Source organism: Leptospira paudalimensis (assembly GCF_026151345.1).
Lineage (GTDB): Bacteria > Spirochaetota > Leptospiria > Leptospirales > Leptospiraceae > Leptospira_A > Leptospira_A paudalimensis.
Map to the genome: position 1 here is coordinate 3,099,639 of NZ_JAMQPR010000001.1, position 12,436 is coordinate 3,112,074.

A 12,436-nucleotide genomic window follows, 5' to 3' on the forward strand; every position below is an offset into this window, starting at 1 on the left:
TAAAAAAAGTAATCTTTACCTACTTGATTTCCTGCTCCAATAATTCCTTTAATTTGACCACCTGAGGGTGTTCAGGTGTAATCATTGCTAGCCGATGAAAAATCTTTTTGGCACGATCTCCATTCCCGATCAATCGGTAACATTCTACTAAATTGATCAGGTTCCTAATGTGTTTTGGATCTCTTGCACGTAATCTTTCCCCAAGGTCGATTGCTTTTTTAATGTTCTTTGATTTACGGTATGCGAAACTGAGTTGCAATAATATTTCATTGTCTGTCACAAAGAATGGAAAAATGGATTCTAAGGATTCCACAGCAACATCAAATTTTTTCAAGAGTAAAGAAATACGTGATTTTTCTCGTATTAAATTAATTCTGATATCATCATTTAACGACTCATTCGATAATAAGGATTCGATATTCTGGTATGCTTCTTCACCATTTCCAAGATCTAACAATAGTTTAACTTTAGCATATAAATAATCATCTGTTGATAAATTGGAGAGAGTGTCTTTTGAGACTCGTTTGAATGAACCTAACCATTCAATCCGTAATAATGTAAGATCATCCGAAAATGTTCCGACATCTAATAAATTTTCTACAAGTAAACTTAAATCACCATTTGATTTTTCAACTACTTGTAAAAACTTTGTTTCATCTTCATTGATTAGGCGATTTCCATCTCCACTTTCTTCTAAAACTAGATCATCTCTACCGTCCGATCCAATGAATAATATATCACCTTTTTCTAAAGGAAATATCCGGATTCTTACATCACCATCCATACCCTTTGTTCCAATTTTTCGAAGTTCCAATTCTTCCTCGATGAAAGAAGCCACACCATCACGATACAAAACTGTCCATGGATGTTCTGCATTCAAATAGTATAAAACACCTGTGTCTTCCTCAACAAGTCCTAAAACAACAGATACTAACATCGATCCATCGAATGACTCAAAGATGGTTTGTAATTCGTAAAAACATTCTTTGATCCAGCGTTCTGGTGATTTGTTTTGGTTATCCAAAATCATTTGAGTTCGTTTGATAAAGGATAAAAACACAACTCCTAAAACGAGTGCACCACCAGCACCTTGAATGGACTTACCCATAGCATCACCATTAATGAATACTAAATAAGATTTTCCATTTAAAGTTATGCTATCACTGATGATGATATCACCACCAATTTCTCTTTTTTTCCCACGAAACTCAAATTCCTTTTTTTGTTTTACATAAGATTGAAGCAAAACTTTTGTAGATTCAACTTTTGTTTGGCTAAGCGGATCTAATAGTAGAGATGTTAAAAAATAATCACCATCCTGTTGGACTTTAAGTTCCTGCACCTTTGTGAGAGTATTTTGTAATTCGTTTGTCCGCTCTTCTACTTTTTTCTCTAAACTCAAATTGAGTTCTTCCACCTGCCTATGCACTCGCAAAAAACGATTAGCCAAGACAACTGCAATGCCTAAAACAAAAACCAAAAAACCAAATCGTAATAAATTAAGATTTTGAATCGGAAGTAGTCCAGAAGCCCCTAATATATCCCAAGTTCCGGTACCAAGCAAAAACAAAACGCCTATTAACAGACGTTTTGCGTCTTTGTTTTTCGCACGCACTGCGGAGATCATTAAGTAAAGCAAAATCACCCCAAAAACTAAAACGGAAATTTGCCATATGCGAAGTAAGGTAACGGAAGTAGCACGATTGACAAAAATTTGACCGACTGCCAATACTAAGCTAAAAGTAAAGTATACCTTTGATATGATACTAATTTTGGAGCGGAAAAATACATCCGTGAATAATAATAACCAAACAGGCGTTAGAAAAACTACAAAATACTCGATTTTCGTTTGTGTGAATGGTTCTAAACCAAATGAATAAACTCCCTGCGATCGAAAGATCATATATACTGCTAAAAAGATAGAAAACAATGCATAAAATAAATTATAGGTTTCTTGTTTCCGTTTCCAATAAAACAAACCATGATAAATACCAACAAAAATATACAAAAACAACAACATGTATGTTTCGTATTCATCTTCAATTTTAAGATGCTTAGAGGCAAGGTCGATATTGGCTGTATAATCGTTAAAGAGTTTGTATAAATTTAGTTCTTCACCCTCTTCAGCTGCGATCAAAATCCGAATTTGGTTTTGGCCAATATTCAATTGATTTCTTTTCATTCTGATGAGTATGTGTCGTCTATACCCACTTTTTTCTATTGTTTCATTTTTGATTTTACCGTTAGAGGAAACAAGAGTTTGGTTGATGTATATTTCATAATAATTTGAGATATAAGGTATGTGTAGACTAAAGGCATCGTCTTCCGTTTTTTGAAAATCAGTTTGTGATAACAAAAAAGACTTTGCCATCGTTACCTTTCGAAGTTTTCCTTTTTCCCATTCAAATTCAGAAAGTATTGATACTAAAGGCAAAGATTCTAGTGTTTTCCATTTTTTACCATCTGGGTTTTCTGTGGTTTCAAATCCTTTGGTAACATACCAATTTTTTGTTAAATCAATGGGCAGTGCGAAAATTGCATGGGAAAATAATATAAAACAACAAATAAAGTATAAAGTTTTCTTCATATTGGATGTAAGTGAAATTCTAAATTTGTACCAAATGTATCTTCGAATAAATCTTTTTTTTCTGACACAGACCAAATTTCTAAATTGGGATCTTCTCCTTTTTTGAAATACAAACGACAATTCACTTTGCCCTTTTCAATGACTGCATCCAATCTTTCAATGATGGATTTTTCAGAACGATCCAATCCATCTCCGATTCGTAAAAAAGACGATAACTTGCGAACCAAAAGTTGGTCTTCTGGCCGAAGGGTTTTAAACTCTTCGTGTTTGCCTTTTGGGCCACCTTTTCTATGGTAACGGGCAAGAAGAGCAATGATTTCAATTTCTGAATTGGAAAATCCAACCATTGCTTCAGAGTTACGAATGATGTAATAACTATGTTTGTGGTAGTTATGGTGAGAAATACAAAGCCCCACTTGGTGGAGGTAACAAGCGGTTTCTAAATAATCCCTTTCTAAATTACCAAGACCATGTAATTCCCTTAGATCATCAAACAACTGCAAGGTGAGTTTTGCAACAGTTTCAGCATGATGTTTTCCTTGTGGGTAAAGGTTTGCCACTGTTTTAATCGCTTTTTCTCGGATGTTATCGAGTCTCGGAAGTGAAGTGTCCTTATGTCTGTACCAAGATTCTATGGTATCATACACAATTCCTTCACGAAGGGCAAAATCACTCACAGTAAAGGCAGGTGCCTTAATCCTTTGTAACACTTCATCCAATACCAAAATCCCACCAACAATGATATCTCCTCGTTTAGCATCTAAACCAGGGATTTTGAGTCTTTTTTTGATACTTTCAGCATCTAATACCTGTTTGCGGATCTCTTTGAAAGAATCGATGGGAATCTCAGTCCCATTTAATCTTTCTCGTTTTTCTCCTTTTTTTTCTAAAACCATCGAAGTTACTGAAGTGATGGTTCCCGAACTTCCTACCACCATAAAAGGTTTCCAAGTTTCAATTTGAGGTAAAAAAGCGGATAACACTGATTCAATATGGATCCTACATTTTTGCAAATCAGTGGCCGAAATTGGATCTTTCTTTAAGTATTTCTCCGTTAAACGAATGGCACCTAACTTCATACTGGTGGAAAAAAGGATATCCCCTTTTTCCCCTATCAGAAGTTCCGTGCTCCCTCCACCAATGTCAATGAGAAGGATCCGTTTTTCATATACAGGGAGTCCCTGTAAAATCCCAAGGTAGATGAGCCTTGCCTCTTCGTTTCCTGAAATCACTTGGATTTGGATGCCCGTTTCCTTCTCCGCTCGGTCCAGAAAAATTTGCCTATTTTCTGCTTCCCTAAGTGCACTTGTGGCTACAGCTCGGATTTCCGCTTTGTAACTGTCGGCAAGAGTTTTGAAACGTTTCAAACAAGCAAGACCCCGATCCATAGCCTCGTTTGTAATGACCGCATAATCACTGCTACCGCTTCCTAATCGAACGGATTCCTTTTCTTTGGTCAGGTATTCGAGTGTACCATCCGGTCTTAGTTTTACGACGACAATGTGGAAGGAATTGGTGCCCAAATCAATGGCAGCAAGGATCTTTTCCGTGCGAAATGCCTGGTTTGGTTTGCGTAAGATTTGTGAGAAAGGAAGCATTTTGTATCTAACTAGCCTATCGAAAATTTTTACGGTTGAAAGCAAAAACCAGCCGAAAATTATGGGGAACGGGCAGAATTGTAAAGTTTTGGTGTTAACCCACCGTAAATTCCCCCCTTCGTACTTCTTTCACAGGATCTGATATGATATTTGATAATCTTTATGGACTTTTCTCGAACGATATGGGAATCGATTTGGGAACCGCGAACACCCTCGTGCATGTGAAAGGACAAGGGATCGTCCTATCAGAACCGTCGGTGGTGGCAGTCCAAGCCTCTACTGGTCGAGTCCTTGCTGTGGGACAAGAAGCAAAACGGATGCTAGGAAGAACTCCTGGTGATATCGTTGCCATCCGCCCCATGAAAGACGGGGTGATCGCTGACTTCGAAACTGTGGAAAAGATGATTCGTTACTTCATCGCAAAAGTCCACAACCGCACTACATTTGTAAAACCGCGCATCGTGATCGGGGTTCCTTCAGGGATTACCGAAGTAGAACGACGTGCCGTTCGTGAGTCCGCAGAACAAGCGGGAGCCCGCGAAATCTTCCTCATCGAAGAAGCACTCGCAGCTGCCATCGGTGCCAACATCCCGATCCATGAACCAGCAGGAAATATGATTGTTGATATCGGTGGGGGAACCACAGAAATCGCTGTGATCTCTCTGGGTGGTATGGTAATCGCCGAGTCCATCCGAACTGGTGGTGACGAATTCGATGAAGCCATTGTGAAATACCTTCGTAACCAATACAACTTAGTTGTTGGAGAAAGAACGGCAGAGGACATCAAACTCACCATCGGTAACGCGTTTGCTGACAAACGTGTCGACACGATGGAAGTAAAAGGTCGTGATGCCATCTCTGGTCTCCCACGCACTCTCGAACTCGATTCCAACGAAATCCGTAAAGCCCTCAAAGAACCAACAGACGAAATCCTAGACGGGATCAAATCGGTTCTCGAGCGCACTCCTCCAGAACTTGCGGCCGACATCGTAGAACGAGGAATCGTTCTTACAGGTGGTGGTTGCCTCCTCCGTGGTCTCGAACACTACCTCACCAAAGAAACAGGAGTTCCAGTATTCCGTGCTGAAAACCCACTCACTTGTGTGGTTCTCGGAACAGGACGTTACTTGGATGAATTGAAATACATCAAACCAGGAATCCGATAAACATCGGTTACATGGGTTGGTAAAAAAGGGGAACTAGTGTTCCCTTTTTTTTTGGGCGCACATATCCGGCTTTTCGCTCCAATCTTTGCCTTCGCAAAGGATTTCCGCTGTAATCCGGGGCGCGGTAATCTAAATTCAAAACCAGAATCCTTTCTTTTTACCTAACATGGAAGAAGCCTTGCGCAACACCAAAGTGGAAAGTGAGCCAATTTCACTAAGAAACGATTGCCTGTTACGTGACCCTATATTGAAGAATACAATAAAATTGATCATGGACAGTTGAAGGTTCCGTAACGTTTTCCTAAATAACAATCTATGTTTGTTGCATTTTCATCCGAAACTCGATTGTCAAAATACAAAAGCTCTGCCAAATCCATTTCTGCTCCACCAATTCCAAGACCCAAATTTCCCGCAGCATATCCCGTCGCTGCTGGAACCGTTGAGACAACTTGCACTCCATCAAATTTGATGAGAACATTTGTTCCCCCATTTTGCAAAATCGAAACCTGGTGCACAGCATTTGCCACCCAACCAGAGTTATACGTTGCAACGGCTGTTGATCCAGATTTATTGACTGCAACAGCTCCCAAACTAGTGATTTGAAATTCTCTCCCATTAGTACCTGACGGTCCTATAGTGAGCACATTACTATTGACAGTTAATGGCAACCTCACGACAAAAAACACACTTCCTGAATCCGAAGTACTCACACCAACGGGAGAGGTTTTTAATAAGTTGTTTCCAGATCCATACAAAAAACGGACAATTGGTTTCCCATTAATCGTATTCGTAGCCGAATAAAAAGTCGGAGCTACTCCAGGAATCAAGTCATTTCCGGTTCCACTGAGATCTGACCAATTTGTCACAGCAGCACCGTTGGTAAACGTAAGCCCTTCTGCACGAATCCACAATCTTCGTCCAGGAACCTGATTCAGATCAAAAGGACCAGAGGGTACACATACACTCGAACGATTGATGAGACATGTTAAGAACTGAGTTTTATAGTATTCATCGGTACCAAATTCATAAGGACTATTTAAGTCCAATTGACAACTGAGAAAAAAAGGAAATAGGATCACCTTAAAGGCACGAGAGAACTTGAATAAAATTGCAAAATACCTTTTCACTCTTTTTAAATTAGATTAAATCCACTCCAGACGACGTGTGTAAATCCAAGTTGTTTTCATTTCAAGGATTTTTCAAAATGATTGAAACTGACTAGTTCTTATCCTAATGTAGTTTGATTTTACACTCGAATGCGCCAAAAATTGATCTCTAAACTTCGATCCAAGATTCAGAATTTTCTTATGTGATATGTTTGATTTTTTGAAGGAAATATATTTCCATTGTTCTTTCATCTAATTTTATACATGAAAAGATAGATATCCAATATGGGATAAGTGAAGATAGGCTCTATCGATACTATCAGTTCATTTGGATGATCAAATACTATGGTGGATCATATTCCTCACTAATTAGGTACAAATGTTTCCAACTTACAAAAATGACTCACTGGAAATATTGGACTAAATTCCCGATAGAGGTTTCATAATTCCAAGTGTTACAAAGTTCAATCGATTTGGATCAAAAATCTCCGACTTGTTTGTGTTTGGTTCACGAGTAAGTCCGATGTTAAAATTTTTCTTTCACCTTTAAAAAATAGAGTCGCATTCAGACTCAATCCAAACCCATGATCGACATTGTGTCGTGATTTTCAGTATGCCCACCTTTAAGTATGGGGAACGAAGTCGCCAAAAGGCTTATATTCATTTGCTATGCGTTCAAAAACAAATACTCCAACCCTAAAACAAATCATTTCCAGTACTGACTTATTCTTAAACCTCTCCTCAGAAACAAAAGAACACTTGGAGCGATCGTTCAATAAAGTTAAATTTATTAAGAACAAAGTTGTGATCAAACAAGGAGAACATGGGAATGCACTCTATCTAGTTGCGACAGGTAGTTTCAGTGTTTATGTGACCAATGACGGAAAAAAGCAGAAATTAGGTGAGGTGAAACCTGGGAGTTGTTTCGGAGAAGGAGCACTTGTGACAGATGAACCCCGAAACGCCACAGTTGTCTGTGACCAATCTGGCATCGTTTACCGCATCGATCGAAACGAATTCAAAAGAGCCTTTAAGGATCGCTCAGAAGAACTGAAAGCATTTGTCAGACTCATCAGCCGAAGGTCACGTGCTCTTCATAGAAGTGTGTTTCGTCCTGAACCTAGACGCATCAAAGAACTCATTTCGTCTGTATCACTTTTCCAAGGTGTAGGCGCAAAACTCATCTCAGAGTTGGAACAACAGATGGAATGGATTTTTCTGCCAGGTGGCGAAACTCTGATGCGGCAAGGTGACAAAGCCGACGGAATGTATATCGTCGTTAACGGTAGTTTGGTGTATGAAGTTAGAAACGACCAAGGACTAGTGGTTTCAACAGGTAATTTTTCAAAAGGTGATATCATTGGTGAGATGGCTCTGTTAACTGGGGAACCGAGGACCGCAACAGTAGTCGCAACTCTTTCCTGTGAAATTGTAAAAATCAGCACTGTCGCTTTCGAAACCGTGTTTTCCAAACATCCGCCTAGTATGCTTGCAATCACCAAACTCATTGCGGATCGATTTACCAAAGACCGAATGGGAAAAAGAACTGCCAAAAAAACAAGGAGCATCATCACACTTTTTCCACTCCAGAAAGATCTTTTGGTTCGCGACTTTGCACACAACCTTGCAGTTGCTTTGAAAAAAATCGGACGTACGACAATCGTTGAGAGCAAAGACTTTAAAAAACACAAGGGAGACCGCGAACACGCAGTTTCAGACATCCTCGAATCATTATACCATTTGCAGGACTCACATGACTTCTTAATCCTTTGTCCCGATTTTGAAGACAAACTTTGGACGGAAACAATTCTCCATCATACAAATCGTATTTTACTGTTAAGTGATGCAAAAAAAGCAGATGCCCTTTCTCCAGAAGAAATTCGCTTTCTTGGAGATTCGGAAGAAACCCATGGCCCCATACGAGAGCTTATTTTACTTTACTCTAATCCAAATGAAAAACCAAAAAATATTTCTAACCTAACAAAAATTAGGAAAACAGATGTAGTCAGACATATCCGTACATATAGTAACCATGGATTTGAAAGTCTCACTCGCTTCATCACTGGTCGTTCCATTGGTCTTGCTCTGGGTGGCGGAGGTGCAAAAGGTTTCGCACATATTGGGCTGATTAAAGCCATGCAGGAAGAGAACATCCCAATCGACATGATTGGTGGTACAAGTGCAGGGGCACTTATGGCGAGCATCTATGCTCTCGGTAATGATGCTCCCAGTTTGGAACGGATCGCCAAGTCTCTCATGAGTGACAAAAAAACTTTAAACGATTATACCGTTCCGGTTGTATCTCTCATTCGTGGCAAAAAATTCAATACTGTGATTAAAAGTTTTGTCGGTGAAACAATGATCGAAGATCTCTGGCTTCCCTATTTTGCTGTCGCAACAAGCCTTTCCAAAGCACAAAAAGTAATCATCGACCGTGGTCCATTATGGAAAGCACTCCGCGCTTCCGCTTCAATACCAGGTATATTACCTCCATTCTTCGAAAACAATGAACTGTTAGTTGATGGTGCAATGTTAGATAATATTCCAGGTGCTGTGATGCGCGAAAAGGGAGCAGATTTTGTAATTTCTGTTGCACTTGCGTCAGAAGGTGATTCCGCAGCTGATGAACTCTTTGGTGGCATTTATCCTAAAAATAATTCGGGAGCATTACCATCGGCACTTCGATTGCTCTTCAAACGGCTCTTCAGTAAAACACAGAATTTGAAAGAAGCCCCGAACATTCTTAGCCTTATGATGCGTGCGACTTTTGTGGCTTCAGATGCAGCGATGGCACAAACAAAAGCTGAGTCTGATATTTTTGCTGAGTTACCAGTGGAACAGTATGGACTCTTTGATTGGAAAAAGTTCTATGAACTGGTTGAGATCGGATACCGTTATGGAAAGACACATGCCAAGACTTGGAAAAAACAACTGGGAATCTTAGGTTAGATTTTAAAAAAACGATTTTAAAACCGACCACCAAATACAAATTTGAATTGGAAACAATTGATTGACTATTCAATCACAATACGACAATGAAGAATTGTCATTCAATTGAATAGGAATTCATCTATGGAAAATAAAATGCCGAATTGGCAAACACAAGAAAAACACTTGTTAAATGGTCAGAAAAACAAATGGAATAGATTGATTAATATAATTCTGAATTCGTGAAATTTTTTTTGGTTGCCCAATCGTCATGAAAAACCACCAATTTGAATTTATAGTTATCTCGCTTTAAGAGAATCATTCAAAAGTTTTGTCTGAGGTAAATTTTATGTCATTTCGATTGATCATCATTTATTTCTTTTTCATTTTAGGAATTTTCTCCCAAACTTCAGAAAACTGGAACAAAAAAGGAATTGATGCCCTCAAAGAAAAAGAATTTCTCACTGCCGTAGAATCATTTAAGAAAACATTATATGACAAACCAGATGATGCATTTGCAAACTATAATTTAGCATGCACATATACACTTTTACTCGCACAATGCGAAGATATAGAAAGTGAAGTCCACATATACAATCTAATCCAGAAAGCAATCAAATCGAAACCCTCTTATCAAAAAAAACTGCTAACAGATTCAGACTTTATCATTCTCAGAGGGAAATACCATTTTCAGAAATTAGCAGGTAAAACAAAAAAAGAAATTCTAACAAGTATTACCTGGTTTGGTCCAAGTCCTGGAGCCTATGGCCCGATGGATCAATTTCAGTTTAGGGAAGATGGTGGTTTTATCTATAAAAAACTAGATATGACAGAATCAAATCCCATTGGTAAACTAGAATTTACAGGACATTACAAATGGATCAACGATTCCAAATTGGAAATCCAATTTTATGATCCGAGTCCAATGAAGGAAGGTGGAAAAAACAAAAATTTAAGGGTTCATTATTCTGAAGGTAAATTGGAGATACAAGGTTTTGATCATATATTTACCGATGATAACGACCGTTGTTCTGCTTAGCCTTTGATTCGATATAACTGATACATTTAATATTTAGAAAGTATCTTTAATAAACAATCGTTAAATTCATGTTTGGCGACACCTAACGCAGAAAAAAATTCGTGATCAAAGTTTTCAACTTTTTTCACTGCATTCTTTGTAATCGATTCACCACTCTTTGTCAAACTCACAATTTTTGCTCTGGTATCCGTACTGTGTTCCCGTCGATCAACATATCCTTTTTGGATTAATGTGCGAATGACAGTGGAGGTAGTCATCGGATCAATTTTTGTATGTTCTGACAAAAGAACCTGAGTCACTTCCTTTTCTTGTTGGGTCAACCAAAGGATACTTGCTAACAATACAAATTGTGAATGTGTCAATTTCAGAGGTTCAAGCGCATAACGAATCTCTCTTTGCCAAAGACTCGTTACTTGCCATAAAAGAAATCCAGAGCTATCTTCTGCCTTATTGACACTAAAATCGCTCTTAACAGTTGCACTATCTGATTTTTTTTGCTTCATTGATTTGTAGTTGCACATCTTCTGCGAGATGACTTACGATATTTTTCATGACAATCATATTCCATAAAAAAGCAAGTGGGCCCGTGATCGACATGGTGATTGTAATTTTGAGTCCCTCAGATGTTTTCTCATAAAAATGTTCACCAAACATTTTTGCCAAAGGAAATTTTGTAAAGTCCTTGAAATAAGAATTGGGTCTCACTTCTATCAATTGAATTTTTACATCCGGCCCACCAGAGGGGCGAATCATAAAAAAATTCCCAGCTTCGAATGTACCTAACATCTCCGATTTTTCAAGAGTAGAATCCCAATTTTTCCACCGGTTCACATCTGACATCAATTTCCAAATTTGTTCCTGTTTGATTTCGTTTGTAGTGTATGTGTATGTATTGATGATCATAAAATCTCCTATAGTATGTACACTTACTATATTTATACATATAATTGTAAACTATTTATTTCAAGTGAATTCTATTGAGCGAGTCAGAACGAGTTTCCGTTAAAACCCATTCTAGAAAGGCATTTCGCTACCTAAATTTCCTGACAAGTGTTGAGTATTTCACCGAAAGGATGAGGATTTTTGTGTCATTTGGTGATTTTTTAGAAATATTTATGACATATGAATAAATATTTGACATACTTTCACCAAATTTATAAGTCTGGGCTACTTGAAAAAGGAGAGAAAGATGAAAAATACAATCAACCTAATACTGGCATTGCTGTTTGCGACGAGCATCAGTGCCGAAACTTACACCGTGTTCATTCACGGTAAATCCAGCAAAAATCACGACGGGGTGGGAACTACCGATGTGAACAGTTATTGGGGCACAAACGCAAATGCGGTTTCTGGTGCCAAAATATTCATTGGTTACGACGGAAGCACTGACCCAAGAACGTACGGATCTGCGAGAGCCCAAACAAATATCACAACTGGTCTCATGAGTTATTGCAAGGGAACAAACACTTGTAAGATTGTGTGCCATTCCGCTGGATGTTATGCAATTGAATATTGGTTAGCAAGTTTAGCTGATACAACAACTTCCAAAGGTTTCAATATCACAAAAGTAACTGCACTTGCAGCTGCTTCAGGTGGTTCTGAACTTGCAAACGTAATTGGTGGTGGCGGAAACGCGATGGACCAGTCACTTCAGGTAACCACTGCTCGAGGAGCATACAACCACAACCTGACTGCATCCGTTACAATAAACCATGTTCCAGGATATAAAAGTAAGTTTGGTGCTAATTTTATCCTACCTGGAGCTGATGACTATGCAGTTGCTTTTCACTCTTCTTGCGGATACAACCGTGCAGGTGGTCTAGACAAGTGCCAAAGTTCATTTGTGAGTGGAAACACAACCTACACTCAGTATTCTGGTCACGTCCGAGCACCGTCTTTGACAGCAGCAGGACTCAACAAAAATCACAGTGAAATCATGAACGAAGGTGCAAGATAAATAAGCTCCCTTGTTTTGAATCTAAGTCTGGCAATGGAAATTGTCAGACGAAACC

General features: G+C 38.7%; 9 protein-coding genes. 4 read left to right on the forward strand and 5 right to left on the reverse strand.

The genetic code is table 11. The features are described 5' to 3' along the window. Positions 1-19: 19 nt before the first annotated feature. Complete coding sequence (locus ND855_RS14320; protein ID WP_265358888.1) at positions 20-2,587, reverse strand: SpoIIE family protein phosphatase; 2,568 nt, start codon at positions 2,585-2,587, stop codon at positions 20-22. After that, complete coding sequence (locus ND855_RS14325) at positions 2,584-4,185, reverse strand: Ppx/GppA phosphatase family protein (protein WP_265358889.1); 1,602 nt, start codon at positions 4,183-4,185, stop codon at positions 2,584-2,586. The genes ND855_RS14320 and ND855_RS14325 overlap by 4 nt, the downstream gene beginning before the upstream one ends. A gap of 143 nt (positions 4,186-4,328) precedes the next feature. Between ND855_RS14325 and ND855_RS14330 the strand changes: the two genes are divergently transcribed. Further along, on the forward strand, positions 4,329-5,351 hold the full coding sequence (locus ND855_RS14330) for a rod shape-determining protein (RefSeq protein ID WP_002972591.1): 1,023 nt from the start codon (positions 4,329-4,331) through the stop codon (positions 5,349-5,351). 269 nt (positions 5,352-5,620) lie between these two features. Here the strand turns inward: ND855_RS14330 and ND855_RS14335 are convergent, their stop codons facing one another. After that, positions 5,621-6,478 (reverse strand): hypothetical protein, encoded by an 858-nt coding sequence (locus tag ND855_RS14335; protein WP_265358890.1) that lies wholly within the window; start codon positions 6,476-6,478, stop codon positions 5,621-5,623. A gap of 648 nt (positions 6,479-7,126) precedes the next feature. Between ND855_RS14335 and ND855_RS14340 the strand changes: the two genes are divergently transcribed. Both ND855_RS14340 and ND855_RS14345 read left to right on the forward strand, forming a co-directional pair. Then, positions 7,127-9,406 carry a cyclic nucleotide-binding domain-containing protein gene (locus ND855_RS14340; protein WP_265358891.1) on the forward strand — a complete coding sequence of 760 codons (2,280 nt, stop codon included), beginning with the start codon at positions 7,127-7,129 and terminating at the stop codon, positions 9,404-9,406. Between the two features lie 328 nt (positions 9,407-9,734). Further along, positions 9,735-10,424: a hypothetical protein gene (locus tag ND855_RS14345; RefSeq protein ID WP_265358892.1), complete on the forward strand. Its 690-nt coding sequence runs from the start codon at positions 9,735-9,737 to the stop codon at positions 10,422-10,424. Between the two features lie 26 nt (positions 10,425-10,450). On the opposite strand, the gene ND855_RS14350 is transcribed toward ND855_RS14345, so the two are convergent. Beyond that, entirely contained in the window at positions 10,451-10,927 is a 477-nt protein-coding gene (locus ND855_RS14350; RefSeq protein WP_265358893.1) for a MarR family winged helix-turn-helix transcriptional regulator, read from the reverse strand. Then, the gene (locus ND855_RS14355; protein ID WP_265358894.1) at positions 10,905-11,327 is read right to left on the reverse strand and encodes an SRPBCC family protein; all 423 of its coding nucleotides are present in this window, start codon (positions 11,325-11,327) and stop codon (positions 10,905-10,907) included. Before ND855_RS14355 ends, ND855_RS14350 begins: the two co-directional genes overlap by 23 nt. 286 nt (positions 11,328-11,613) lie before the next feature. Here ND855_RS14355 and ND855_RS14360 point away from each other — a divergent pair, with 286 nt between their 5' ends. Next, positions 11,614-12,381, forward strand: coding sequence for a hypothetical protein (locus ND855_RS14360; RefSeq protein ID WP_265358895.1), 768 nt, complete (start codon positions 11,614-11,616; stop codon positions 12,379-12,381). Positions 12,382-12,436 lie beyond the last annotated feature (55 nt).

Bases quoted from the DNA above. Each gene is read 5' to 3' on its own strand.
- ND855_RS14320 (WP_265358888.1), bottom strand. From the start codon at position 2,587: ATGAAGAAAACTTTATACTTTATTTGTTGTTTTATATTATTTTCCCAT.
- ND855_RS14325 (WP_265358889.1), bottom strand. From the start codon at position 4,185: ATGCTTCCTTTCTCACAAATCTTACGCAAACCAAACCAGGCATTTCGC.
- ND855_RS14330 (WP_002972591.1), top strand. From the start codon at position 4,329: ATGATATTTGATAATCTTTATGGACTTTTCTCGAACGATATGGGAATC.
- ND855_RS14340 (WP_265358891.1), top strand. From the start codon at position 7,127: ATGCGTTCAAAAACAAATACTCCAACCCTAAAACAAATCATTTCCAGT.
- ND855_RS14345 (WP_265358892.1), top strand. From the start codon at position 9,735: ATGTCATTTCGATTGATCATCATTTATTTCTTTTTCATTTTAGGAATT.
- ND855_RS14350 (WP_265358893.1), bottom strand. From the start codon at position 10,927: ATGAAGCAAAAAAAATCAGATAGTGCAACTGTTAAGAGCGATTTTAGT.
- ND855_RS14355 (WP_265358894.1), bottom strand. From the start codon at position 11,327: ATGATCATCAATACATACACATACACTACAAACGAAATCAAACAGGAA.
- ND855_RS14360 (WP_265358895.1), top strand. From the start codon at position 11,614: ATGAAAAATACAATCAACCTAATACTGGCATTGCTGTTTGCGACGAGC.